Source organism: Pseudomonas sp. H1_F01 (assembly GCF_054681425.1).
The window spans coordinates 3,391,531-3,417,060 of record NZ_CP162823.1; the positions used below are offsets into that span (position 1 = coordinate 3,391,531).

Here is a 25,530-nt window from a genome sequence, read left to right on the forward strand (position 1 = left end):
AAAGGTCCGCAAGGACGAGACGTATGAAAGTACTCGTCACCGGCGTCGCAGGGTTCATCGGATTTCATACCGCCAAGCGGCTGTGCAGCGATGGCCATCAGGTCATTGGCATCGACAACCTCAACAGCTACTACAGCGTCGAGCTGAAACAGGCACGACTGGCTCAGTTGACCGAATGCCGCGATTTCCGCTTTCAGTTGCTGGATGTGGCAGACAAGCAGGCGCTGCTGGAGTTGTTTGCCGAACATGCCTTCGACCAAGTCGTTCACCTCGCGGCCCAAGCCGGCGTGCGTTATTCCATCGACAACCCGGACGTTTATGCGCAAAGCAACCTGGTAGGTTTCCTCAACATATTGGAAGCCTGCCGCGCCCATCGGCCGGCGCACCTGATCTTCGCCTCAAGCAGCTCGGTGTATGGCTTGAATGACCGCCTGCCATACGCCACGACCGACCCCGTCGATCAGCCCGTATCGTTCTATGCGGCGACCAAGCGCGCCAATGAACTGATGGCCCACGCTTACTCGCATCTCTATGGAATTCCCACCACCGGCCTGCGGTTTTTTACCGTGTATGGGCCTTGGGGACGGCCCGACATGGCGCCGTTCAAATTCACCGATGCCATCCTCAACGGTCGCACCATCGACGTTTACAACGACGGTGCGATGTCTCGCGATTTCACCTATATCGACGACATCGTCGAGGGCCTCGTGCGGCTGATACCGCTGCCGCCGACCGATGAGACGGGCGTGCGCAACAAGGTCTACAACATCGGTTTCGGCTCACCGGTGAAGCTTTTGCAGTTTATCGAGTGCATTGAAGAAGCGCTGGGCATCCGCGCGATAAAGAATTTCTTGCCGTTGCAATCGGGCGACGTGGTCAACACGTGGGCGGACACTCGTGAATTGGAGGAGCGGGTGGGGTTTCGCCCACAGGTCGCAGTGCCGGTCGGTGTGCAGTCGTTTGTCGATTGGTACCGCGACTATTACGCCGTCTAACCCCTCATTTCCCAGCATCTTTTCTGGAGCATCATGCACGAAACCCCTTATGTGTCGGTCCTGATTCCGGCCAAAAACGAGGCAGGCAATCTCATCCCACTTCTCGAAGAAGTGCGCACGGCGTTGGCCAATGAGAACTTTGAGGTCATCGTGGTGGACGATGGGAGCACCGACGCCACCGCCGCTGAGTTAAGAACCTTACAAGGCAGTGGCTACCAGCAATTGCGGGTGCTCAGCCACACCCGTTCCCTCGGCCAGAGCACCTCGATCTACCACGCCGCTGAAGTGGCACGCGGGCATTGGTTGGCAACCCTGGACGGCGACGGTCAGAACGATCCGGCCGATCTGCCGAAAATGCTCGACCTGGTGCGCGGCTCCGAAGGCACCCCCGCGGGCGTCAAGCTGGTGGCAGGGCATCGCGTCAACCGCCGGGACACGGCGAGCAAGCGTTGGGCCTCGCGATTTGCCAACAAACTGCGCGCCAGCCTGCTCAAGGACCAGACGCCCGACACCGGTTGCGGCATCAAGCTGATCGAGCGCGAGGCGTTTCTGCGCCTGCCGTATTTCGATCATATGCACCGATTTATCCCGGCGCTGATCCGCCGTCACAACGGCCGAATGCTGGTTCAACCGGTCAATCACCGTGAGCGCGGGGCCGGGGTGTCCAACTACGGCAATCTGGACCGGGCGCTGGTGGGCATTGTCGATCTGTTCGGGGTGTGGTGGCTGATCAAGCGCACCCGCCTGGATGTCAACGCACAAGAAACCGAGGTTTGAAATGGGCAGAGAATCGTTGTGGTTGGCCGTTGGCTTCGGTGGTCAATTGGCATTCACCGGGCGTTTTGCCCTGCAATGGCTGTACAGCGAATACAAGAAGCGCAGCATGATTCCCGTTGGCTTCTGGTACCTGAGCATCATCGGTAGCGCGCTGTTGCTGGCCTATGCCATTTACCGCGAAGACCCGGTGTTCATTGTCGGCCAGTCTTTCGGCTTTATCGTTTACCTGCGCAATTTACAGTTGATCGCCAAGCATCATGAGCAGGAAAACCCCGAACTGACCAAGAAGGGCTGAACCGGTGCGGATACGATTATCTTCCTCGCGGCTCGAGCTCCTGGCGTTGGTGGTATTGGCCTTGATCATAGTGGGCGCTGGCCTTGGCTGGCGCCAACCGATGAACGTCGATGAGGAGCGCTTCCTTGGCGTTGCCCTGGAGATGCTGCAGAACGGCTCATGGTTCATTCCCCATCGCGCCGGTGAAATCTACGCCGACAAACCGCCGCTGTTCATGTGGACGGTGGCGCTGTTCGTGCAACTGACCCACCTGCCCAAAGTTGCCCTGTACTTGCCCGCGCTGCTGGCAGGCGCCGTCACCACCGCGTGCCTGTATGACCTGGGCCGACGCTTGTGGGGACGGCGCGTGGGGGTGATCGCGGCGCTCTTGTTTCTCGCGACCTACCAGACCTACAGCATCCTGCGCACCGGGCAGATCGATGGTTTCCTTGCGCTCTGGACCATCCTGGGGATCTATGGCTTGTGCCGGCACGTGTTGCTCGGCCCGGCCTGGCGTTGGTACTACGTGGCCTGTGCGGCGATGGGGTTCGGGATCATCAGCAAAGGCGTGGGTTTTCTGCCGGTGCTGATGCTGATTCCCTACGCCTATGCGCTGCGCAAAGGTTGGAAAGGGGTGGTGGCCATGCCTGGCCAGGCAGGACGCTGGTGGCTGGGGCTGGTCGTAGCATTGGCCGCCATTGCGTTATGGCTGGGGCCCTTGCTGATGATTGTCGCGCAGGGCAGTGCCGACAGCCTGGCGTACGCCCAGGAAATCCTGTTCAAGCAGACCGCTGGGCGTTATGCCAACGCATGGGAACACCGCGAACCTTTCTGGTACTTCTTCGTCCAGGTGATTCCGAAGTACTGGCTGCCGATTGTGTTCATGCTCCCCTGGCTGGTGCCGGCCTGGCGCAGACAATTGCTCAAGCATGACGGTCGGGTGCTGGTGCTGCTCGGTTGGGTACTGCTGGTGTTGGTGTTCTTTAGCCTGAGCAGCGGCAAACGCAAGTTGTATATCTTTCCCGCGTTACCCGCGTTGATTCTGGTGGTGGCGCCGCTTGTGCCGTGGCTGCTACGCCGCTGGTTTGGCGCGCGCCCAAGGGGCAGGGCGGTCTTCAATGTGCTGGTTGCGCTGTGGTTGTGTGCCTGGTTTGTGCGCGGCTTCGTCGAGCCCCACAAGGAAGGCATCAACCCCCACCAGACCTTGATGCGCGATGTCGCCGGAATGACTGCAAATGCCGAGTTGGTGCTCGTGGGTTGGCGTGAGGGCCATTGGCTGTTCGCCCAGCAACCCATCGTGCATTTCGGCTTTTATAACGGCAACTCCCTGGAACAATCCGCCACCTGGCTACGCAGCCACCCGCAGGCCTTCGCCCTGGTGCCCGCTCGGGACCTGGCCCGCTGTTACGACCCGCAAAAAGCTCGCCGGGTCGGCAATACCTCAAGGGCCGAGTGGTTCCTGGTGGGGGTTGATGCGGACAACCAGCGCTGCCAGTCGCCAACGCCGGAGAAGGTGTATTCGTTTGCCTGGCAGCAGCCCTTGTAGCGGCTGAACTGCCGCCATCGCGAGCAAGCTCGCTCCCACATTGGTGCTTGGGTGGTCACAAAATCGAGGTCCATCACAAATCCCCTGTGGGAGCGAGCTTGCTCGCGATGAGTGCCTAAACAACACCACATCCCTAAACCATGGCCAAACCAGTCAAGCAACTTGAAAGCTTTGACCATTGCCGCCACAGCCCTTCGGCGCGAGTATTTGCCTGCTATTCACGGTTCCCCCAACCAATAAAAACCACAGAGGGATGCTGGTCATGCGCGATTATTCGTCCGCCACTTCGCAGTTCGATTACCTGCACACCGTCAACACTGCTCTGCACGGCTCGCTCGAGGCGCTCAATGCCTGCGTAGAGTGTTGCGACCGGCATGCGTTGCCAGGGCGCATCGCCTTGTTCTGGGAGGGCCGTGACGGCAGCGATGCGACTTGGACTTACCGTGACCTGCAGGACAACGCCGCGCGGTTCGCCAATTTCCTGCGCGCCCAAGGCATCGGCAAGGGCGACAAAGTGGCCGGTCTGTTGCCGCGCACCGCTGAACTGCTGATCGTGGTGCTCGCCACCTGGCGCATTGGGGCAGTGTATCAACCGTTGTTCACCGCATTCGGGCCCAAGGCCATCGAGCACCGCCTCGGCAGTTCTGGAGCGCGCTTGGTCGTCACCGATGCGGTCAACCGTCCCAAGCTCGACGAAGTCGCCGGTTGTCCCACCATCGTCACGGTCGGCGGCGAAAAGGGCCAGGGCATCGTGCGTGGCGACTACAGTTTCTGGGCCGAGGTGGCGAACCACTCCAGCCAGTGCGAACCGCTGATGCTCACCGGCGAAGACCCGTTCCTGCTGATGTTCACCTCCGGCACCACAGGACCTGCCAAGGCGCTGTCGGTGCCACTCAAGGCCATCGTTGCGTTCCAGAACTACACCCGTGACGCGGTAGACCTGCGTCCCGAAGACGCCTTCTGGAACGTCGCCGACCCGGGCTGGGCCTACGGCATCTATTTTGGCGTGACCGGGCCGCTGGCCATGGGGCATCCGATTACCTTCTACGATGGCCCGTTCACCCTGGAAAGCACCTGCCGGGTCATCAACAAATACGGCATCACCAACCTCACCGGCTCGCCCACGGCCTATCGCCTGTTGATTGCCGGTGGCGAGCAGTTTGCCCGCTCGATCAAGGGCAAGCTGCGCATCGTCAGCAGCGCCGGTGAGCCATTGAACCCGGAGGTGATCCGTTGGTTCGCCGACAACCTGAACGTGGTGATCCACGACCATTACGGCCAGACCGAACTGGGCATGGTGCTGTGCAACCACCATGGGCTGGAACACCCGGTGCACCTGGGCGCGGCCGGCTTTGCTTCGCCAGGCCATCGGATCGTGGTGCTGGATGAAAACCAGCGCGAGCTGGGCGTAGGCCAGCCGGGCATTCTCGCACTGGACCGCAGCCAGTCGCCCATGTGCTGGTTCGCCGGTTACGAAGGCGGGCCGACCAAGGCCTTCGTCGGTGACTACTACTTGAGCGGCGACACCGTGGAGCTGAACCCGGACGGCAGCATCAGTTTCGTAGGCCGCAGCGACGACGTGATTACCACGTCCGGCTACCGGGTCGGTCCGTTCGACGTGGAAAGCGCGCTGATCGAACACGCGGCGGTGGTGGAAGCGGCGGTGATCGGCAAGCCTGATCCGGAACGCACCGAGCTGGTGAAGGCCTTCGTGGTACTCAGCGCGCAGTACCGTGCCTCTGCGGAACTGGCCGAAGAATTGCGCCAGCACGTGCGCAAGCGCCTGGCGGCCCATGCCTATCCCCGTGAAATCGAATTTGTCAGCGACTTGCCGAAAACCCCAAGCGGCAAGTTGCAGCGCTTTATCTTGCGCAACCAGGAAATCGCCAAAGCTCAAGAGGCTGCGGCGCAGAACGTTTCAGCTTGAATCCAAGGAAACCATGATGCAGATCGACAACAAGATTTTTCTCGTCAGCGGCGGTGCTTCCGGCCTCGGCGCGGCCACCGGCGAAATGCTGGTCAAGGCCGGTGCCAAAGTGATGCTGGTGGACCTCAACGCCGACGCCGTGGCCGCCCAGGCGCAAAAACTGGGCTGCCAGAGCGTGGTGGCCGACATCAGTAACGAAGCGGCGGCTGAAGCGGCGGTCAAGGCCACGGTCGATGCGTTCGGTGGTCTCAATGGTCTGGTGAACTGCGCCGGTATCGTGCGCGGCGAGAAGATCCTCGGCAAGAACGGTCCCCACGCGCTGGCCAGCTTCAGCCAGGTGATCAACGTCAATCTGATCGGCAGCTTCAACCTGCTGCGCCTGGCGGCTGCGGCCATTGCCGAAACCGAGGCAGACGCCGACGGCGAGCGCGGGGTGATCATCAATACCGCGTCGGTGGCGGCCTTCGATGGACAGATCGGCCAGGCGGCTTACGCTGCATCCAAAGGCGCCATCGCCAGCCTGACATTGCCGGCCGCCCGCGAGCTGGCGCGTTTTGGCATCCGGGTGATGACCATTGCGCCAGGGATTTTCGAGACCCCGATGATGGCCGGCATGACCCCGGAAGTCCGTGATTCCCTGGCCGCTGGCGTGCCGTTTCCGCCGCGCCTTGGGAAACCTTCCGAGTATGCGGCGCTGGTCAGGCATATCATTGAGAACAGCATGCTCAACGGCGAGGTGATCCGTCTCGACGGTGCCTTGCGTATGGCAGCCAAATAATCAGGAGGATTCATGATGTCCAACGATCCTATTGTCATCGTCAGCGCCGTCCGTACACCCATGGGCGGCTTCCAGGGCGAACTGAAAAGCCTCAGCGCCCCGCAGTTGGGTGCCGCCGCCATCAAGGCCGCCGTGGAGCGTGCCGGCATCGCACCCGACGCGGTTGAAGAAGTGCTGTTCGGTTGCGTGCTCGCCGCCGGCCTGGGCCAGGCACCGGCGCGTCAGGCCGCGCTGGGTGCCGGCCTCGACAAGTCGACCCGCTGCACCACGCTCAACAAGATGTGTGGCTCGGGCATGGAAGCGGCGATCCTCGCCCATGACATGCTCATCGCCGGCAGCGCCGAAGTGGTGGTGGCCGGCGGCATGGAAAGCATGTCCAACGCGCCGTACCTGCTCGATCGGGCCCGCAGCGGTTACCGGATGGGCCATGGCCGGGTGCTCGACCACATGTTCCTCGACGGCCTGGAAGACGCCTACGACAAAGGTCGGCTGATGGGCACCTTCGCCGAAGATTGCGCCGAGGCCAATGGCTTCAGTCGCGAGGCTCAGGATGCCTTCGCCATTGCGTCCACCACCCGCGCCCAGCAGGCGATCAAGGACGGCAGTTTCGATGCCGAGATCGTGCCGTTGCAGGTCATGGTCGGCAAGGAACAAGTGACCGTGCGCCACGACGAGCAGCCACCCAAGGCCCGGATCGACAAGATCGCCTCGCTCAAGCCGGCATTCCGCGAGGGCGGCACGGTGACGGCGGCCAATTCCAGTTCCATTTCCGATGGTGCCGCGGCGCTGGTGCTGATGCGCCAGAGCCAGGCCGTCCAGCGTGGCCTCAAGCCCCTGGCAGTGATTCACGGTCACGCGGCGTTTGCCGATACCCCGAGCCTGTTTCCCACCGCACCGATTGGCGCCGTGAAGAAGCTGATGCAAAAGACCGGTTGGTCGCTGGATCAAGTCGACCTGTTCGAAGTCAACGAAGCCTTTGCCGTGGTGAGTCTGGTGACCATGGACAAGCTGGAGATTGCCCATGACAAGGTCAACGTCCACGGCGGTGCCTGTGCGCTGGGCCACCCGATTGGCGCGTCTGGCGCACGGATCCTGGTGACCCTGCTGTCGGCGTTGCGCCAGAAGGGGCTCAAGCGCGGCGTCGCGGCCATTTGCATCGGCGGCGGCGAAGCCACGGCCATGGCCGTCGAATGCCTGTATTAAGGAATCACCATGCTCCCGACTGAAGAACAGACCCAAATCCGCGACATGGCTCGGCAATTCGCCGAGGAACGCTTGAAACCGTTCGCCGCCGAATGGGACCGCGAGCACCGTTTTCCCCGGGAAGCCATCGATGAAATGGCCGAACTGGGCTTCTTCGGCATGCTGGTGCCGGAGCAGTGGGGTGGTTGTGACACCGGTTACCTGGCCTACGCGATGACCCTGGAAGAAGTCGCCGCCGGCGACGGCGCATGCTCGACCATCATGAGCGTGCACAACTCGGTGGGTTGCGTGCCGATCCTCAAGTTCGGCAACGATGAGCAGAAGGCGAAATTCCTCACGCCCCTGGCCAGTGGCGCGATGCTTGGCGCCTTCGCCCTGACCGAGCCCCAGGCCGGTTCGGACGCCAGCAGCCTCAAGACGCGGGCGCGGCTGGAGGGTGATCATTACGTGCTCAACGGTTGCAAGCAGTTCATCACGTCCGGGCAGAACGCCGGGGTGGTGATCGTGTTCGCGGTGACCGATCCGAGCGCCGGCAAGCGTGGCATCAGTGCGTTCATCGTGCCGACCGATTCGCCGGGCTACAGCGTGGCCCGGGTCGAAGACAAACTCGGCCAACACGCTTCCGACACCTGCCAGATCCTCTTCGAGGATTTGAAGGTGCCAGTGGGCAATCGCCTGGGGGAGGAGGGCGAGGGCTACAAGATCGCCCTGGCGAACCTGGAAGGCGGGCGCGTGGGCATCGCGGCGCAAGCGGTGGGCATGGCCCGCGCGGCGTTCGAGGCGGCCCGGGACTATGCGCGGGAGCGCTCCAGTTTCGGCAAGCCGATCATCGAGCACCAGGCCGTGGCGTTCCGCCTGGCCGACATGGCGACCCAGATCGCCGTGGCCCGGCAAATGGTGCACTACGCCGCCGCCCTGCGAGACAGTGGCCAACCGGCGCTGGTGGAGGCCTCCATGGCCAAGCTGTTCGCCTCGGAAATGGCTGAAAAGGTCTGCTCCATGGCGTTGCAGACCCTGGGCGGCTACGGTTACCTCAACGACTTCCCGCTGGAGCGCATCTACCGCGACGTGCGAGTCTGTCAGATCTACGAAGGTACCAGCGACATTCAGCGCATGGTCATTTCGCGCAATCTTTGAACAGGAGTCCTGCATGAGCTACGAAACGATTTTATTGGAGATCAAGGACCGCGTCGGCCTGATCACCCTCAACCGTCCCCAGGCATTGAACGCCTTGAATGCGCAGATCGTCAGCGAACTGAACCAGGCGCTGGACAGCCTGGAGGCTGATCCGAAGATTGGCTGCATCGTGCTGACCGGCTCGAAAAAAGCCTTTGCCGCCGGTGCCGACATCAAGGAAATGGCCGAGCTGACCTACCCGCAGATCTACCTGGACGACCTGTTCAGCGACAGCGACCGCGTGGCCAACCGTCGCAAGCCCATTATCGCGGCGGTGAACGGTTTTGCCTTGGGCGGGGGGTGTGAGCTGGCGTTGATGTGCGACTTCATCCTGGCCGGCGACAACGCCAAGTTCGGCCAGCCGGAGGTCAACCTCGGCGTGCTGCCAGGCATGGGCGGCACCCAGCGCCTGACCCGCGCGGTGGGCAAGGCCAAGGCCATGGAAATGTGCCTGACCGGGCGCTTCATCGATGCGGTGGAAGCCGAACGCTGCGGCATCGTCGCGCGGATCCTACCGGCCGATGAGCTGCTGGACGAGGCGCTTAAAACTGCAGCGTTGATCGCCTCCAAGTCGGTGCCCATCAGCATGATGGTCAAGGAAAGCGTCAACCGCGCCTTTGAGGTCAGCCTGTCCGAAGGCGTGCGCTTCGAGCGGCGGGTATTCCATGCGGCGTTTGCGACGCAGGATCAGAAGGAAGGCATGGCGGCATTCGTGGCCAAGCGTGCGGCGGAGTTCCAGGACAAGTAACGCGGCGTTCTCACTGACGCCATCGCGAGCAAGCTTGCTCCCACAGTGGATCTGGGCTGTACACAGTATCTGTGTACACCACTGAACCCTGTGGGAGCTGGGCTTGCCCGCGATGGCGGCGGTACATTCAGCCTATAAATGGCTGATACACCGCTATCGCGGGCAAGCCTTGTTCCCACAAGTATTCTGTGTGCAGCGTAGATTCAGTGGGAGCAAAGCTTGCTCGCGATGCTTTTCCTGCCGTTACACCAGGTAGTGCTTCAGCTCCCGGGCAATCACCATCCGCTGTATCTCGCTCGACCCTTCATAAATCTGGGTAATCCGCGCATCGCGGTAGTAGCGCTCTACCGGATAATCCTCGAGATACCCATACCCACCATGAATCTGTATCGCCGAGGAGCAGACTTTCTCGGCCATTTCCGAGGCAAACAGCTTGGCCTGGGAGGCTTCTGACAGGCACGGCTTGCCCGCGCTGCGAAGGCGGGCGGCGTGGAGGATGAGCAGGCGGGTGGCGTTGATGCGGGTGTGCATGTCGGCCAGCAGGTTGGCGATGCTCTGGTGCTCGATGATCGGCTTGTCGAACTGAACCCGATCGCGCGCGTAAGCCAGCGCCGCTTCAAAGGCCGCACGGGCGATGCCCAAGGCTTGTGCGGCGATGCCGATGCGGCCGCCTTCCAGGTTGGACAGGGCGATGGCCAGGCCTTTACCGCGAGCCCCCAACAGATTGGCCTCGGGGATGGTGCAGTTGCTCAAGGTGACCGCGCAGGTGTCCGAGGCGCGGATGCCCATTTTGTGTTCGGTGCGATCAACGATGAAACCCGGCGTATCGGTGGGCACCAGGAACGCCGAAATGCCTTTCTTGCCCAGTTCCGGGTCCGTCACGGCAAACACGATCGCCAGTTTGGCTCGCTTGCCATTGCTGACGAACTGCTTGGCACCGTTGATAACCCACTGGCCATCGCGCAATTCGGCCCGGGTGCGCAGGTTGTGGGCTTCGGAGCCGGCCTGGGGCTCGGTCAGGCAGAAGCAACCAATGGCCTGGCCACTGGCGAGGTCGGCCAACCACGTCTGCTTTTGTTCGTCGGTGCCGAAATTCAGCACCGGCCCGCAACCCACCGAATTGTGAATGCTCATCAGTGCGCCGGTAGCACCGTCGCCTGCGGAGATTTCTTCCACGGCCAGGGCATAGGCGACGTAATCGACGTAGGTACCGCCCCATTCTTCCGGCACCACCATCCCCAACAGGCCCAGCTCACCCATCTTCGCCACCAGGCCGTCGTCAATCCAGCCGGCCTTTTCCCACGCCTGGGCATGGGGAGCGATTTCGCCACGGGCGAAGTCCCGGGCCATGTCGCGGATCATCACTTGTTCTTCGGTCAGTTCGAGGTCATGCATGGCTCAGTTCCCGTGGTCGTCGAAGCCGTCGAAGAAGCTCGCCACATGGTCGGCGTCCAGCGCCTCCAGGGTCGGCGGGTTCCAACGCGGGTTCTTGTCTTTGTCGATCAGCAAGGCGCGCACGCCTTCGATCAGGTCACCGCGTTCGAACCATTGCTGATCCAGATGCAGTTCCAGGGCAAAACATTCTTCCAGGCTCAAATGCCGACCGCGCCGCAGCATTTCCAGGGTCACGGCCATGGCCAGGGGAGAGCGGCTGTCCAGCAGGTCGGCGGTCTTTATTGCCCATTCGTGGCTGTTGGCGACGGTGACCTGGCGCAACTGCTCGACCATGCTCGGCACGTCGGGCAGGCCAAAGAAATGGTCGATGGCTGGCCGCAAATCGGCCAGGGGCGGGGCAGGCAGCTGTTGCACACCAAGCTTGGCCAGCAGGCTCTGCAGGTCCTTGAGTGGTGTATCACCCCACTCCAGGCGATCGAGGCGCGCATCGAGCTGTTCAAGATTGCGACTGTCCAGATACCAGTCGGCCAGCCCGCAATACAAGGCGTCAGACGCACGGATCTGCACGCCGCTGACGCCCAGGTAGATACCCAGTTCGCCAGGAATGCGCGGCAGGAAGTAACTGCCGCCCACGTCCGGGAAATACCCGATGCCGACTTCCGGCATGCCCAGGCGGCTGCGCTCGGTGACCACCCGCAGGTCGGCACCTTGTGCCAGCCCCATGCCGCCGCCCAGCACGAAGCCGTCCATCAAGGCGACGATCGGTTTGCGGTAGTGATGAATCGTCAGGTCGAGGGCGTATTCCTCGACGAAGAAATCTTCGTGCAGGGTGTCGCCCTGCTTGTGGCTGTCGTACAACGAACGGATATCACCGCCGGCGCAAAACGCCTTCTCGCCCGCACCACGCAGCACCACGGCGCGGATCTGTGGGTCGAGGGCCCAGGTATCGAGTTGTTGCTGCAAGCTGCGCACCATGCCCAGGGTGAGGGCATTGAGGCCGGCGGGGCGGTTCAGGGTCAAATGGCCAATGTGATTGCGAACTTCGACCAGCACCTCATAGGCCGCGGTTTCGATGGTTCCCGCGGCGTGTGATGAAACCTGAGCTGTCATCGCTAACTCCCTGCTTTTATTCTTCTTTATGAATTGTGTCGCGCGTACCCATTCAGGATCGTACCAGTGCAAATTTGCATTGCACAACCGGGATACGTGCAGGTCCTTTCTGCATATTTATAGCAGCCACAGGCTCAACCGCGACTAGAGAGAACCTCCGCGATGCTGCGACGCTTGGCATTTCGCTCGCTGACGTGGATCAATTGCTCAAGATCTTCCGGTGTGACGTCAAAGAATGCTTCCATTTCCGCCAGGGCCAGTTTCAGGTCTTCGGCCGTGATCGCCTGGCGGTCGACGGGAGGGTGGTCAGCCGGTATGACGGCCAGCGGTTCGCTGGCACGCCTGGGATAGCGCACCCGCGTCAGGTTGTTGTAGGCCAGCGCAAAGGCCAGCAGCCCGGAGCCGGCCAGCATCGCCGCACCAACGGCTTGCCAGTCCAAGGCAATGATAGACGGGGCCGCCAGCACCAGCGTCGCCGCCAGGGCGCCTGCCGGCGGATGCAGGCAACGCAGCCAGCACATCAACACCAGCGCCATGCCCGCCGCCAGGCAGGCGCTACCCAGCGTGCGGCCCAATACATGGGCCACCAGCAGCGCGACGACCGACGCACACAGATAACCGCCGACAATCGACCAGGGCTGGGCGAGGGCGCCCGATGACACTGCAAACAACAGCACCGCTGAGGCGCCGAGGGGGCCGATGAGGTGTTGCGCCACCTCAAGGCCAAATACCTGCCCGCAAAGCCAGACACTGAACATCGTCCCCAGCGCCATGCCGATGGCGGCGCGGCTCCATTCGGTGGGACGGGTATTGATAGCCGCGGGGAACCAGCGAGAAAGCATTAAGCGAAAATCCAGAAAACGAACAAAAAAAGGGGCTTACGGGAAAGTCCCAGAAAGCCCTTTAAGTGTTCCAACAGTTGGGGGAGGAACGGCGCACAGTGTGCCGTTCACGACCCCTGCTGACAAATTCATATTAATGCTGGTTGAGTGCATTAATTTTGAGGTAACGCCACAGTTCACGCGCTTCTCGAAGCTGGGAACCACGTTTGCTGGGCGATAGGCAGGTTGCGCGACTGCCCGCGACCCATCGGGAAATAGGTGAAACCCTTGTCGGCCATGCGCTCCGGATCGAACAGGTTACGACCGTCAAAAATCACCGGGGCCTTGAGCCGTTGCTGGATCAGGTCGAAGTCCGGAGCCTTGAAGGGCTGCCACTCGGTACAGATGACCAACGCGTCGGCTCCCGGCAACACCGATTCCGGCGTGCCCATCAGCATGAGTCGGGGCTCGTCGGGGTAGAGCAATTGCGTCTGCTGCATCGCCTCCGGGTCGAACGCGCGGACGCTGGCACCCGCGGCCCAAAGCGATTCCAGCAAGGTGCGGCTCGGTGCGTCGCGCATGTCGTCGGTGTTGGGCTTGAAGGCCAGGCCCCACAGGGCGAAGGTCTTGCCGCGCAGGTCGCCCTGGTAGAACGCATTGATCCGCTCGAACAGCTTGTGTTTCTGCCGCCCGTTGATGGCTTCCACCGCTTGCAGCAGGTCGCTGGAGCAATGAGCCTGCTCGGCCGTGTGGATCAGGGCTCGCATGTCCTTGGGAAAGCACGAGCCACCGTAGCCGCATCCCGGGTAAATGAAGTGATAGCCAATGCGCGAGTCGGCGCCGATGCCCAGGCGCACGGACTCGATGTCGGCCCCCAGGTGCTCGGCCAGTTCGGCGATCTGGTTGATAAAACTGATCTTGGTCGCCAGCATGCCGTTGGCGGCGTATTTGGTCAGCTCGGCGCTGCGCAGGTCCATGAACAGGACCCGGTCGTGGTTGCGGTTGAACGGGGCATACAGGTCGCGCATGGTTTCGCGCACTTCATCGCGTTCGCAGCCGATCACGATGCGATCCGGACGACGGCAATCGGCGACCGCCGAGCCTTCCTTGAGAAATTCGGGGTTGGAGACAATATCGAACTGCAGCAGGCGACTGGCCTTGAGCAGGCATTTGTCGATGTGCGCCCGCAGAACGTCGCCGGTGCCCACCGGCACGGTGGACTTCTCCACCACAATGAGCGGTTGCTCGCGGTAGCGGGCGACGGCCTCGCCGACGGCCAGAACCTGGCTCAGATCGGCACTGCCATCGTCCCGGGAAGGCGTGCCCACTGCGATAAACAGTACCTGGCCGTGCTGCACGGCGAGCTGTTCGTCGCAGGTGAAATGCAAACGGCCAGCCTCCAGGCCTTCACGCACCAGCGCGGCCAGGCCAGGCTCGTAAATGCTCACTTGGCCTTGGCGCAGGCTGTCGACCTTGCGCTCATCGATGTCCATGCACACCACGTCATGGCCCACTTCGGCCAACACGGCGGCTTGCACCAAGCCTACGTAACCACTTCCGAATACACTGATTTTCATGGCGAACTCCCTGGATCGTTCCGAGCGGGCGACATGCACAACCAGCCATTCGCCGCCGTGCGCTCGGTCCAGAATAAGTCGGGGATGTTGCAGTTCACTTACAGTCCGCCACCGCATTCGTTTTCAGCGGAAGAAAGTAGGCAGCCCATCCGGCTGCCAGCAGCGCCAGGTTCGCGCCATCGCGCAGCAGCAGGCGCCCCGTGGCCCGTCCCAGTTGCCGGGTGCTGACGCGGCCGCGGGCAACGTCCAGGCGAGCAAAACCGTGCAGATGCCGCAGGACATCGAAGGTCATCAGCGCCGATGCGGCCAAAAAATAGAAAATCCGCTGCCAATAGGGAACACCCAACGCCTGGAGCAGATCGGTGGTGACGTGCTGATGAGCCACTTCTTCGGCGCAGTGCCAGCGCCACAGGCGTGTTTGCGGGGAGGCGCTGGTAGAAAGCAGCCCGCCGCTGCGCAAAGCGATCCGCGAGGTGACGGCCGTCACATGCTCGAACGCCGCGGCCAGGGACAGCTGCGCATGGAGTGACAGTTTGGCGCGCAGGGCATCGAGGTCCTTTTCGATCTCGCGTTCGTATTTCTTGACTTCAAAACCCTGCTTTTCCAGTTGTTGGTTGTAGAGACGATGGGCTCGCTGGTGGGCGCGCTCCTCGGCCACGAAGTCGCGCGACTGGTCAGCCAGTGTCGAGGTTGGCGGCAACTGCAAAGCGGATGATTCCACCACAGAAATCACGAATTGTTCGCCGGCAGGAAGCAGCACCGAAAAGGCATCGAACAGGTAGGTCCTGATCGGTGTGTCGTTCCAGAAGGGCTCGCAGTTGTTTTTCATGGCTTATTTCCAGAGTCGGGGGCCGAGTCGCATCCATGTCGCAACGAACGCGGGCAGGTCTGTCATGCCACCGGGCTTGTCTTTGGCAAGCACCGTCGATTGCGCGTACGCGTGGAACCAGCGGGTTGCCGGCGCATGATGGTGGGTGCGATGCAGCGAGCGATGCAGGATCAGCCAGGAGAGGGCCTTTGGCAGGCGCACGTCTGTGGTGATCTCACAGGGCGCGCGGCGCGGGCCTTGGGCCGAGATCCGTACGCCATAGTGCTCGGCCTGCGTCAGCCAGAAATCCATCCAGGCAAACAGGCAATACGGGAGCAGATAGACGCAGACGACCAGGCGAGGCACCTCATAGAGACCGAACGCCAGCGCACCGGCAAAAACGACGATCAAGGCGTTGTTCCAGCGCCAGCGCCAGACCGCGTGTGGCGGCAAGTAGCGGCGGGAGATCCTGTTGGTGGAGATCGCCACCCAGAGTTGCTCTGCGGCGCCCAGCAGGCTGATCCAGCGGGTCGGCCAGGTCTGTTCGTACATCAAGCCTTCGGGATCATCGGCCTGACAGGTCTTGCGGTGGTGTTCGAGGTGGAAGTAGCGGTAGCCCACGAAGTTGGCCGCAAAAATGCCCGCCGCGAACACACCCACTGCGTCATTGAGCCGTGTGCCCACGAGGAACTGGCGATGCACGCCTTGATGCTTGATCTCCTGGACACCGATCATCAGGATTGCCTGGAGCACGATCAGTGGCGCGACAGCCAGCCATACGAATGCCTCGTGCGTCGCCAGCCAGGCAATCGCGGTGCTATTCAGGACACACAGCATCATGAATAGGTAGCTGGGAAGATTGCTGCTCGATGAAGGAAAAGCCACTGCGCGCGCAACGTCTACAGCCTGGGAGGTGTTCACAGGCACACGAAGACCAGTTTTTTCATGCGTTGCAACCAGGGCAACGGAACTCTCTTCCAGATGAACGAAAGGCCCGACAGCGGCACTTTGCCTTGGATCAGCACGCCAACATCCAGCGAAGGTTCATGGGGGAAGTAGTTGTCTTTGATGGCGACAATCTTGCGAAAGCCTTTTTTGAAGTAATACCGCAACTGTGGGTCCAACGGCAGCCCTTGGCGTTTACTCAGGATGTAGTGCGCCAGCGTGATACCCGGGTTTTTCGAGCGCCAATCCCTTAGGCCCGGGACAGGGGATCCCAGGTAGATGACCGACCAGCCTTGTTTCAGCGCGTAGGGCCAGAAGAACTCGAAAATCGCATTGGCCGCTTTCGGGTCGACGCTGCTCAGGCTGATGCCAAACAACGCATTCGTTCCGGCCGCTTCGTCACCCTGCTCTTTCCTCGCGCAGTCTGCCCAGGTCGGGCATTGGCGAATATGATCGTGCCGGGTCGGTTTCATGAACAGCGATGCCTGCGCGGTGCCGCTGCGTGTGCAAAACGCACCGACACTCAGGGCAGGGAATGCAGCGATTCGGGAGGCCAGCATGGCGGCATCGGCCCGCTGATCGTCCGTCCATTTCTTTTGCTCGAGCTCAAGCAACGAGGGGATGTCTGCACACGACAGGAACCGAACACAGATCTCACCTTCACGGGATCTGTCGCTGTTCTGCGCGTCATGCCTGTGTTCCCGATGATTCGTCGTTGTAGTCGGCGCGTTGGGCGTTGTTTTTTTCAGGAATGCTTGCATCAGGCAGATGGCTCACCGATCGAGGGACGGGATCAATCGGTGCCCACGGTATGTCACCGGTGTGAATATCTGATGACGAAATGAATGTGCGGCTTAATTCATATCGAGTCGGTACCCGGCCGGTAATTGTGCGACGAATTCGCTGACCACTTCGCGGGTCAGGCTGACGATGTCTTCCACCCGTTCCATTCCCGCGCCGGTCCGCCAACTGGCCACGATGTCCATGACCGATGGCAGCGGCACACCGTCCACCAACGTCAATGTGCCTTGGGCCAGTTCGCCGAGGACCAGCGCCGCGGGCATGGCGCCAATGCCAAAGCCGTCGCGAACCAGGCGGGTAATGGCCGAGGCCGAGTTCACGCAGTTGATGCGTGGCGAGACGATGTTGGCCGAGTGCAGCAGGTTGAGGATGTCCTGGTGGGGCCGTGAGTTGCGCGAGAACGTCACGATGCGTTCCTGGGACAAGTCCTCCAGCGATGCATAGGACCGGTCATAGGCGGAGCCGGTGCGCACCACCCAGTGCATCGGGTAACGGGTCAGCAGCGCGTTGCGCACGCTGTCCAGGCGCAGGATGTCGGTCTGGAAAATGATGTCCTGGTAGCCTTTTTCCAGTTGCGAGCACAGGTTGCTCGCGGTGTCGGCCGAGAGTTCGATTTCCAGGGCCGGGTAACATTCCATCAGGCGTGTCACCAAGGGGCTGAGCCAGGTGTGGATCACCGTATCCATCGCACCGATGCGAATCCGGCCGCGCACCTGGCGCGGATCCTTGATCACGGCTTTCATGCTTTGCATGGTGTCCATGATGCGCTCGGCGTACTCCAGCACGCGCTGGCCTTCGGAGGTCAGCGATACACCTTTGGAATCGCGCACGAACAGGCGCACGCCCATTTCGTCCTCCAGGGCGGCGATCCGACTGGAAATGGACGCCTGGGTGGTGAACAGCTTTTCCGCGGTGAGGCGAAAGCTCTTCAGGCGGGCGACCCAGACGAAGGTTTCGAGAAACTTGATGTTCATTTGGGGCGATTCCTTGGCGCAGTCATGGGAGCATAGAAACTGTGGCGCGGGGAGTGTCTCCACACCCTGTGGGAGCAAGGCTTGCCCGCGATGAGGTCAATGCGCTCTCCCTGGGAACCGAGGCGCCTGCATCGCGGGCAAGCCTTGCTCCCACAGAAAAGTCCCTCGCACAGTGGCTAGGCAAGCTTCATATTCTTCACTGCTCGGCATTAGCCATGTACAGAACTACTTCTTGCAACTCGTCCAGATCCGGCACGTTATCGATAACCGCTTCAGGCTGGCACCATGGGTACTCCAGTCGCGATGCCCAGGCCATGATCATCGGTAGATCGGTCGCCGGCAGGGTCTTCATGTGTTCGATGGTGATGGTCAGTCGCTCGGCCAGGCTTGACGCCGGATCGAACTGCCAGTCATACCAGCCGCAACCGACGCGTGCCTCGCCGCTGTTCTTGTCGGACATCGCCACCAGCCATTTGCACTGGAATGCCTCGGCGTTGGCCGGTGGCGGGGCGGCCAGGCAGAACGTGTAGACGTTTTCGAAGGTCTGGCCAAAGCGACTGACCAGCACGTCGCCAATGGCGGTACGGCCTTCGACGTGGTCGGGAAACGTGATGGAACCGGTGCGCACCACCATGTGCAGAATAGCAGTCGGTGTAAAAGCCTGGTCCAGCAGGTGAGGGCGGTTGCCGTCCTTGGCGCTGATGTACTGTTGAATCGATTGCTGAGCGGTGTTCATCGTGTGTCCCTTCAAGTTGAAAAACAGCCTCGTCCGAGGTTTACAAATCACTGTTCCATAAGTCCGTCACCAGCATGCAGCCCGGGGCGTGGGTGATGCACAGCGGTGGACGTGAGGCCTGGACCACCGATTGAGGCGTCACGCCGCAGGCCCAGAATACCGGGATCTCGTCCGCTGCCACCGGCACGGCATCGCCGTAATCCGGCGAGTCCAGGGATTGAATGCCGATCAGTGACGGATCGCCGATGTGCACCGGGGCGCCGTGAACGTTGGGCATGCGCCCGGTAATCTGGATCGCCTGGATGGCCGCGGCGGCTTTCATCGGCCGCATGGTCACCACCATTTTGCCAGACAGGCGGGCGGTGGGGCGTGTGTCGATGTTGGTCTGGAACATCGCGACATTGCGCCCCAACTCAATGTGCCGCAAACGGATGCCGGCCTCCAGCAGGGGTTGTTCGAACGAGAACGAGCAACCGAGGGCGAAGGCCACCAGGTCGTCCTGCCACAGGTGCTCGATGTCCAACGGCGCTTCGCTCAACTCGCCGTGGCGGTAGACCCGGTATTGAGGCACCTCGTGGCGGATATCGATGGCGGCGCCCAGGTTGCGCAAGAACGGATCGCCTGGCTCGGTCACATCAAGCACCGGACAGGCCTGGCGGTTGAGGGTGCAGTAGCGCAGGAATTCATTGGCCCAGTCGCCGGGCAGGATCACGATATTGGCTTGCACGCGGCCCTGGCCCAGGCCGCTGGTATGGCCCTGGTACTGGCCGGCGGCGATGTTTTGGCGCAGGGCCAGGGGCGTGCATTGCTGCAGTTGTTCGAAGGACATCATTACGGGGCTCTCCAAGCGTTCGTTCGCTACTTTGAGAACACCGTGGCGATGACGTCCAACAAGGAATATTGCTACCCCGTGACAACTAAAAGTTATTCAAGAGGAGGTTGGCTGTTCAGGCCGGGGGCCGCCACCATGCGTAGCGGCCCGACATCAACGGCGTATTGGCTGACCACCTGGCGACTCATCTGGACGATGTTCTCGATCAGTTCCAGGCCGACACCAGCGCGCCACGAGGCGACGACGTCGAGTTGGGGCAGGGCGGTGCCGGGTTCGAGCTGGATCAATTCGCCGCTGGCCAGGGGCTTGGCCACCAGCGCGGCGGGTAGGGCGCCGATGCCGAATCCGTCACGAATCAGCCGGGTCATGGCCGATACCGAGTTGACGCAACTGACCCGCGGCGCACTCACGCCATGGGCGTACAACAGGTTGAGCACATCCTGATGCGGTCGCGAATGCTTGACGAAGGTGATGATGCGCTCACCGGCCATCTCCACCAGCGACGCATAGGGGCGGGCATAGATCGACTGGCTGGCGGCGATCCAGTGCATGGGATAGTGCCCCAGTTCCAGGTTGCGCACGCTTTCGTGGCGGACCAGATCGGTCTGGAACACGATGTCCAGGTAGCCTTTCTGCAATTGCTCGCAGAGATTGCGCGCGGCATCGGCGGTGATTTCGATTTCCACGGCGGGGAAGGCTTGCATCAGCATCGACATCAACGGGCTGAGCCAGGTGTGGATCACCGTATCCATCACGCCGATGCGCACCAGGCCTTGTTGCGGGCTGCTGGTGTCCAGTGACTGCTTCAACGCCCGCTGCACTTCGAGCATCTGTTCGGCGTAGTCGAGCACCTTGAGGCCTTCGGGTGTCAGCGAAACCCCGCGTGAATCCCGTACGAACAGGCGCAGGCCCAACTCCTCTTCCAGCGAAGCGATCCGGCTGGAGATCGCCGCCTGGGTGCTGAACATCTTCTCGGCGGTGAGGCTGAAACTCTGTAGCCGGGCGACCCAGACAAAGGTTTCGAGGAATTTGAGGTTCATGAAGGCTCTCTGGGGGCGTGTGGTTCTTATGTTGCAATTGTTTTGCAATTGTTACTCCAGATCGGGCCGTTGGGGCATCAAATTTTCTTATGTCCCATCTGTTGTTTTTCCCGTTTGACGCTGTGCCGATTCGCCACCAAGAATCCGCTCCACGACGCAGCCACTGCGTCCGCATCCCCAACGACAACGCCTTCACAAAAAAATAACGAGGCGTGTCCGTCATCTTCGCTTGCTGCCGCAGGAACCTTCCATGGAAAAGACCATGACTGACTGCGTAACCACCGGGACAGGGCGCACGGGCCCGTTCAGTTGGTACGGCCCCCTGTCGAAAAATGAAAAACGTACATTCTGGAGCTGCAAGATCGGTTATGCCCTGGACGGCATGGATACGCAGATGCTGAGTTTCGTCATCCCGACCCTGATCGCGACCTGGGGGATTTCCAAGGGCGACGCCGGCTTGATCGGCACCTGCACGCTGCTGGCCTCGGCGGCCGGCGGTTGGATTGCCGGGATCCTGTCCGACCGCATCGGCCGAGTACGGACCCTGCAAATGACGGTCCTGTGGTTCGCATTCTTCACCTTCCTGTGTGGGCTGGCGCAGAACTACGAGCAATTGCTGGTGGCCCGGACCTTGATGGGCTTTGGCTTCGGCGGTGAATGGACCGCAGGGGCGGTATTGATTGGCGAGGTGATCCGCTCCAAGGACCGTGGCAAAGCAGTGGGCATGGTGCAGGCCGGATGGGCGCTGGGCTGGGGAGTGACGGCGCTGTTGTATGCCGGGCTGTTCAGTTTCCTGCCGCCGGAAGACGCCTGGCGGGCGTTGTTCATGATCGGCCTGGTGCCGGCGTTGTTTGTGCTGGTGATCCGTCGACTGGTCAAGGAGTCGGATACCTTCGAACATGCGGTGCGGGAGCGTCAGGCCAAGCCGGAACTGGGCTCTCGCTGGGCATTCTTCGAGATATTTGCCCCACGGATGCTCAGCACCACGTTGCGCGCCTCGCTGTTGACCACCGGCGCGCTGGGTGGCTACTACGCCATTACCACTTGGTTGCCGACGTACCTGAAAACCGAACGCGGCCTTAGTGTGCTCGGTACTGGCGGCTACCTGGCGATGGTCATCGTCGGTTCCTACATCGGCTACGTGACCAGTGCATTGCTGACCGATGCCATCGGCCGCAAGAAGAACTTCATCCTGTTCGCAGTCGGCTCAATGGCAATCGTCCTGGCCTACACCCAGTTGCCCATCGATAACACCTGGATGCTCTGGCTGGGCTTTCCACTGGGCTTCTTCGCCTCGGGCATCTTCGCCGGCATGGGCGCATTCCTGACCGAGCTGTTTCCCACCCGCATGCGCGGGTCGGGGCAGGGATTCTGCTACAACGCCGGGCGTTCCATCGCGGCGCTGTTCCCTTTGTTCATCGGCGCGTTGAGCAACACCTTGCCCATCGGCACCGGGATCGGCGTATTCGCCGCTGGCGCCTATGGCGTGGTGATCCTGGCGGCGTTGAGCCTGCCGGAAACCCGCGGCAGACAACTCGAGTCCTGACTACCTGTGACGTCCGTGCACAGCGCGGACGCCGCTACACCCCTTAAAACAACAACCATCGGACGCGATTGCAACGCCACCGAGAGGGTTCGCTCGCGTCCATAAAAAAGGAGCATGCCATGGGGCATTTCACATCCACCTGGTTTTATACCCCCGCCGGTACGTTGCTGGGCCTGAGCCTGATCGGCGTGCCGAACGCCCAGGCCGACTTCATCGCCGACAGCAAAGGCAGCCTGGAGGCCCGCAACTTCTACTTCAACCGTGACTTTCGCCAGGAAGGGGCACGGGACAAGGCCGAAGAATGGGCGCAGGGCTTTCTGCTGCGGATGGAGTCGGGATACACCGCCGGGACCGTGGGTTTCGGCCTCGATGCCTTGGGCATGGCCGGTTTCAAACTGGACTCCGGGGGCGGTACGGCGGGCACCAACCTGCTGCCAGCGGATTTGTCTGGCGGTTCGCAAGACCGCTATGGCGAACTGGGCCTGACCGCCAAAGTCCGTGTGTCCAACAGCACCTTGAAACTGGGAACGTTGCAGATCAAGGACCCTGCGGTGAGTTCCAACGACACGCGCCTGTTGCCAGGAACCTTCAAGGGCGGCTTGCTGAGCGTGCAGGAAATCGATCGCTTGAAGCTGACCGCCGGGCAACTCACGCAGATCAATTTTGTCGACTCCACCGACTACCAGGACATGACCGCCAACCGCATCGGCGGCAGCAGCGACAAGTTCCAGTTCGCCGGAGCGGACTATCAGTTCCTGCCGAACCTCAGCGCGCAATACCGCTATAGCCTGTTGGAAGACATCTACCAGCAGAACTACCTCGGCTTCGTCCACACCCTGGACCTGGGCGCAGGCCAGTCGTTCAAGAGTGACTTGCGCTATTCGCGCAGCACCGAAGACGGCAGTTTTCGCGAACTCGACAACCAGGCCTTCGGCGCCATGTTCACCTACAGCCTGGCGGGCCATGCGTTGGGCCTGGGCTACCAGCGCATGAGCGGCGACGATCCGTTCCCGTACATCGGACGCAGCGATCCCTACCTGGTCAACTTCGTGCAGATCGGCGACTTCGCCAACATCGACGAGCGTTCCTGGCAAGCGCGCTATGACTACAATTTTGCGGCCATTGGCGTACCCGGGTTGACCTTCATGACCCGCTACATCACCGGCGACAACGTCCAGCGCAGCGCACCGGGCGAAGGCAAGGAATGGGAGCGCAACACGGATATCGCCTATGTGGTACAGGACGGAACGTTGAAGGGCCTGGGCTTGAAATGGCGCAACGCGACGGTGCGCTCGAATTTTGGCAATGACCTGGATGAGAACCGGTTGATTGTCAGCTACACGATGGCGCTTTGGTAAAGAGATCGCCGGTAAAACCGATCCTGTGGCAAGAGAGCTGGCTCCCTCGCCACAGGGTCATCACTCCTTGAATAAAAATAGCATTGCACTCGATCAATGGCGTCGTTGCCTGTATACAGGTGCGCTTCGAAAGGGATTTTCAAGACAACACAAGGGAGCTGTCGCTGTGATTTACCTGATACGCCATGCCACGCCGCTGATCGATTACAAACCCTGCAATGCGCATTCGGCCAAGCTGCTGCTGGATGAATACAATCAGACCTCGTCCATCGATGAGGGTGAAATTGCCGCATTCCTGAGCCAACCGGACTTGTCCCAAGTGCTTTTGGCGACCGAAGCCAACATCATTTCCTCGCCCGTCAACAGAGCCTACGCGACGGCATGCCGGCTATTCGAAGCCACACGTATCCAACAGGATGCTCGACTACGTGAATACGACCTGCGGCTGAGCAGCATTCCCGTCTTGAAAATGGGCGTGAGGCATTGGTTCGCCTTGCACAGGATCCTGTGGTTGCTGGGGATTTCACTGGGAGCCGCCAGCCGGAAAGCCGAACACCAGCGGGCGCTCGGTGTCGCCGATGAGCTTTACAGCAGCTGCGGCGAACCGGGAAAGACCACGATCGTTATCTCCCACGGCATGTTTCTCAGAACTGTCAGGAAAACCCTGCAAAAGCGCGGACTGCAGGCGCGCAGGGTGTATCGCTCGGGGTGTTTTACCGTCGAGTCGCTAACGCCATGACGGGGATTGCTCGGCCACCAGCAGTAACGACTGCGGCATCGGGCTTTGTGGATGCTGCGGTTCCTGCAGGACCACCAATCGGAAACTGGCCATGTCCAGGGCGTTGAGCCAACTGGACAAGGTGCGGAAGTACCACGGCATACGTTGCCATTGGCCTTTGAACCCATCGAAGGTTTCTTCTCGCCAGCCGTCCTGATAATCGCCCGCCGCCACGGTCCATGGATGCAGCGTCTGAACCACCAGCGCGCCGCCTGGGCTGAGCAGAGCATTCATCGCGGCGAGCAATGGGATGATGTCCTGGTGCAACAGGGCGAAATTGGCGCAGATCAGGTCGTAGCCGCTGCCGACGTCCACCTTCGCCTCCACCAGCGCGTCATAGCTTGCCAGATGCACTGGCGAGGAACCCGCCGCCCGCGCCGCATCGACCAGCGTCGCGTCGCCATCCACACCGACCGCTTCGATGCCCCGTTCAGCCAGCGCCCGCAACAGCCAACCTTCGCCGCAACCCAGATCGAGCACGCGCTCGGGCTGGCGGCTCTGTACCGCCAGTAGCATGGCCTGGTCCGTGACCGTCAGCCGGCTTTCGATGGCACCTGTACGGATGGCTTCGATCCAGGATTGGGCATTGTGGTGCCAGCTTTGAAGGAGGGTGGTTTCCGAGGATGACATTGATCCAGCTCCGCAATGGATTGGCTAAGCATAGGCCAATCGCTGGCGCAGGGAAGTCAGTGCTCAAAGCGGGCGGTCAAGAAACAACAGGCGTGCCGCCAGCGCTGCCATGACCCCGGCAAAACCATACGTGCCCAAGCGCCTTGAAATCCCGCCGCTTGCCAGTTTCGCCCTGAGCTGTGCGGCGCAAACACCCAGCAGCGTATGGAAGATGAGTGCAATCAGCGCCAGCAGCGCGCCCAGGAAGATCAACTGCAGGCTCACGCCGCCGACCTTGAGGTTGACGAACTGGGGCAGGAACACCATGAAGAACAGCAGCGCCTTGGGATTCAACAGGCTGTTGAGGGCGCCGCGGCAGAAGATTTTCCACAGCGAAGCCGACTGGAGCTGGCTATCCTGAGTCGCTGCTGGCGTTCTCAGTGCTTGCCAGGCAAGCCACAGCAGATAACCAGCCCCGGCCAGGCGCAGGATGTCGAACGCCGGTGCCCAGCTCATCACCAGCGCACCAATGCCCGCGCTGACCATCATCGTCATGAGCACGTCCGAGAAGGAAATGCCAAGGGCGGCGGCAACGCCGGCACGCCAGCCGTGGGCCAGCGCATGGCTGGTGACGAAGGCCATGTTGGGCCCTGGGACGATCAGCAGAAGCACGACAGCAACCACGAACAGGTAGAGATTGGCGGTATCCGGCATGGGGATCACTCCGTGGGATGAGCCACGACAGTAAGCGAATGACGAGGAGGGCGTCAGTTACA

General features: G+C 61.4%; 25 protein-coding genes. 12 read left to right on the forward strand and 13 right to left on the reverse strand.

The window, feature by feature from the left end:
• Positions 1 to 23: 23 nt before the first annotated feature.
• From AB4O09_RS15510 to AB4O09_RS15550, 9 genes are all read left to right on the forward strand, one after another.
• On the forward strand, positions 24 to 995 hold the full coding sequence (locus tag AB4O09_RS15510) for an NAD-dependent epimerase (protein ID WP_038859627.1): 972 nt from the start codon (positions 24 to 26) through the stop codon (positions 993 to 995).
• Positions 996 to 1,028: 33 nt separating this feature from the next.
• The gene (locus AB4O09_RS15515) at positions 1,029 to 1,772 is read left to right on the forward strand and encodes a glycosyltransferase family 2 protein (protein WP_003202022.1); all 744 of its coding nucleotides are present in this window, start codon (positions 1,029 to 1,031) and stop codon (positions 1,770 to 1,772) included.
• Between the two features lies 1 nt (position 1,773).
• Positions 1,774 to 2,067 carry a lipid-A-disaccharide synthase N-terminal domain-containing protein gene (locus tag AB4O09_RS15520; protein ID WP_003202020.1) on the forward strand — a complete coding sequence of 98 codons (294 nt, stop codon included), beginning with the start codon at positions 1,774 to 1,776 and terminating at the stop codon, positions 2,065 to 2,067.
• A 100-nt stretch (positions 2,068 to 2,167) separates the two neighbouring features.
• Entirely contained in the window at positions 2,168 to 3,592 is a 1,425-nt protein-coding gene (locus AB4O09_RS15525) for an ArnT family glycosyltransferase (protein ID WP_223472317.1), read from the forward strand.
• A gap of 262 nt (positions 3,593 to 3,854) precedes the next feature.
• Positions 3,855 to 5,519, forward strand: coding sequence for an AMP-binding protein (locus AB4O09_RS15530; RefSeq protein WP_003202016.1), 1,665 nt, complete (start codon positions 3,855 to 3,857; stop codon positions 5,517 to 5,519).
• A gap of 16 nt (positions 5,520 to 5,535) precedes the next feature.
• Positions 5,536 to 6,297, forward strand: coding sequence for an SDR family NAD(P)-dependent oxidoreductase (locus tag AB4O09_RS15535; RefSeq protein ID WP_003202015.1), 762 nt, complete (start codon positions 5,536 to 5,538; stop codon positions 6,295 to 6,297).
• 12 nt (positions 6,298 to 6,309) lie between these two features.
• Entirely contained in the window at positions 6,310 to 7,500 is a 1,191-nt protein-coding gene (locus AB4O09_RS15540; RefSeq protein ID WP_161796641.1) for an acetyl-CoA C-acyltransferase, read from the forward strand.
• Positions 7,501 to 7,509: 9 nt separating this feature from the next.
• Positions 7,510 to 8,637 (forward strand): acyl-CoA dehydrogenase, encoded by a 1,128-nt coding sequence (locus AB4O09_RS15545; RefSeq protein ID WP_003202012.1) that lies wholly within the window; start codon positions 7,510 to 7,512, stop codon positions 8,635 to 8,637.
• Positions 8,638 to 8,650: 13 nt separating this feature from the next.
• The gene (locus tag AB4O09_RS15550; RefSeq protein ID WP_003202009.1) at positions 8,651 to 9,424 is read left to right on the forward strand and encodes an enoyl-CoA hydratase; all 774 of its coding nucleotides are present in this window, start codon (positions 8,651 to 8,653) and stop codon (positions 9,422 to 9,424) included.
• Between the two features lie 243 nt (positions 9,425 to 9,667).
• Here AB4O09_RS15550 and AB4O09_RS15555 read toward each other — a convergent pair whose 3' ends face one another.
• The 11 genes from AB4O09_RS15555 to AB4O09_RS15605 all read right to left on the reverse strand — a co-directional run bounded on the left by AB4O09_RS15555 (position 9,668) and on the right by AB4O09_RS15605 (position 20,463).
• Entirely contained in the window at positions 9,668 to 10,819 is a 1,152-nt protein-coding gene (locus AB4O09_RS15555; RefSeq protein ID WP_003202007.1) for an acyl-CoA dehydrogenase family protein, read from the reverse strand.
• 3 nt (positions 10,820 to 10,822) lie between these two features.
• Positions 10,823 to 11,929 (reverse strand): enoyl-CoA hydratase/isomerase family protein, encoded by a 1,107-nt coding sequence (locus AB4O09_RS15560; protein ID WP_460107170.1) that lies wholly within the window; start codon positions 11,927 to 11,929, stop codon positions 10,823 to 10,825.
• A gap of 134 nt (positions 11,930 to 12,063) precedes the next feature.
• The gene (locus AB4O09_RS15565) at positions 12,064 to 12,771 is read right to left on the reverse strand and encodes an HPP family protein (RefSeq protein ID WP_003202003.1); all 708 of its coding nucleotides are present in this window, start codon (positions 12,769 to 12,771) and stop codon (positions 12,064 to 12,066) included.
• A 176-nt stretch (positions 12,772 to 12,947) separates the two neighbouring features.
• Positions 12,948 to 14,327, reverse strand: coding sequence for a UDP-glucose dehydrogenase family protein (locus AB4O09_RS15570; RefSeq protein WP_003202001.1), 1,380 nt, complete (start codon positions 14,325 to 14,327; stop codon positions 12,948 to 12,950).
• Positions 14,328 to 14,421: 94 nt separating this feature from the next.
• Positions 14,422 to 15,156, reverse strand: coding sequence for a metal-dependent hydrolase (locus tag AB4O09_RS15575; RefSeq protein WP_003201999.1), 735 nt, complete (start codon positions 15,154 to 15,156; stop codon positions 14,422 to 14,424).
• Positions 15,157 to 15,159: 3 nt separating this feature from the next.
• Entirely contained in the window at positions 15,160 to 16,056 is an 897-nt protein-coding gene (locus tag AB4O09_RS15580; protein ID WP_223528770.1) for a fatty acid desaturase family protein, read from the reverse strand.
• Positions 16,053 to 16,640: a hypothetical protein gene (locus AB4O09_RS15585; RefSeq protein ID WP_460107172.1), complete on the reverse strand. Its 588-nt coding sequence runs from the start codon at positions 16,638 to 16,640 to the stop codon at positions 16,053 to 16,055. The genes AB4O09_RS15580 and AB4O09_RS15585 overlap by 4 nt, the downstream gene beginning before the upstream one ends.
• A 294-nt stretch (positions 16,641 to 16,934) precedes the next feature.
• Complete coding sequence (locus AB4O09_RS15590) at positions 16,935 to 17,855, reverse strand: LysR family transcriptional regulator (RefSeq protein ID WP_003201993.1); 921 nt, start codon at positions 17,853 to 17,855, stop codon at positions 16,935 to 16,937.
• Between the two features lie 196 nt (positions 17,856 to 18,051).
• Positions 18,052 to 18,591 carry a hypothetical protein gene (locus AB4O09_RS15595; protein WP_013693399.1) on the reverse strand — a complete coding sequence of 180 codons (540 nt, stop codon included), beginning with the start codon at positions 18,589 to 18,591 and terminating at the stop codon, positions 18,052 to 18,054.
• Positions 18,592 to 18,631: 40 nt separating this feature from the next.
• Complete coding sequence (locus AB4O09_RS15600; RefSeq protein WP_013693398.1) at positions 18,632 to 19,423, reverse strand: putative hydro-lyase; 792 nt, start codon at positions 19,421 to 19,423, stop codon at positions 18,632 to 18,634.
• 92 nt (positions 19,424 to 19,515) lie between these two features.
• Positions 19,516 to 20,463, reverse strand: coding sequence for a LysR family transcriptional regulator (locus AB4O09_RS15605; protein WP_003201988.1), 948 nt, complete (start codon positions 20,461 to 20,463; stop codon positions 19,516 to 19,518).
• A 262-nt stretch (positions 20,464 to 20,725) separates the two neighbouring features.
• Between AB4O09_RS15605 and AB4O09_RS15610 the strand changes: the two genes are divergently transcribed.
• From AB4O09_RS15610 to AB4O09_RS15620, 3 genes are all read left to right on the forward strand, one after another.
• Positions 20,726 to 22,009, forward strand: coding sequence for an MFS transporter (locus AB4O09_RS15610; RefSeq protein WP_460107175.1), 1,284 nt, complete (start codon positions 20,726 to 20,728; stop codon positions 22,007 to 22,009).
• A 119-nt stretch (positions 22,010 to 22,128) separates the two neighbouring features.
• Positions 22,129 to 23,367 carry an OprD family porin gene (locus tag AB4O09_RS15615; RefSeq protein ID WP_003201984.1) on the forward strand — a complete coding sequence of 413 codons (1,239 nt, stop codon included), beginning with the start codon at positions 22,129 to 22,131 and terminating at the stop codon, positions 23,365 to 23,367.
• 67 nt (positions 23,368 to 23,434) lie between these two features.
• Positions 23,435 to 24,106, forward strand: coding sequence for a histidine phosphatase family protein (locus AB4O09_RS15620; RefSeq protein WP_177327720.1), 672 nt, complete (start codon positions 23,435 to 23,437; stop codon positions 24,104 to 24,106).
• Here AB4O09_RS15620 and AB4O09_RS15625 read toward each other — a convergent pair.
• Both AB4O09_RS15625 and AB4O09_RS15630 read right to left on the reverse strand, forming a co-directional pair.
• On the reverse strand, positions 24,095 to 24,775 hold the full coding sequence (locus AB4O09_RS15625; protein ID WP_460107178.1) for a class I SAM-dependent methyltransferase: 681 nt from the start codon (positions 24,773 to 24,775) through the stop codon (positions 24,095 to 24,097). The two genes, AB4O09_RS15620 and AB4O09_RS15625, sit on opposite strands and share 12 nt — an antisense overlap.
• Positions 24,776 to 24,838: 63 nt before the next feature.
• Positions 24,839 to 25,468, reverse strand: a complete 630-nt coding sequence (locus AB4O09_RS15630; RefSeq protein ID WP_414880886.1) for a LysE family translocator — start codon at positions 25,466 to 25,468, stop codon at positions 24,839 to 24,841.
• Between the last annotated feature and the right edge of the window lie 62 nt (positions 25,469 to 25,530).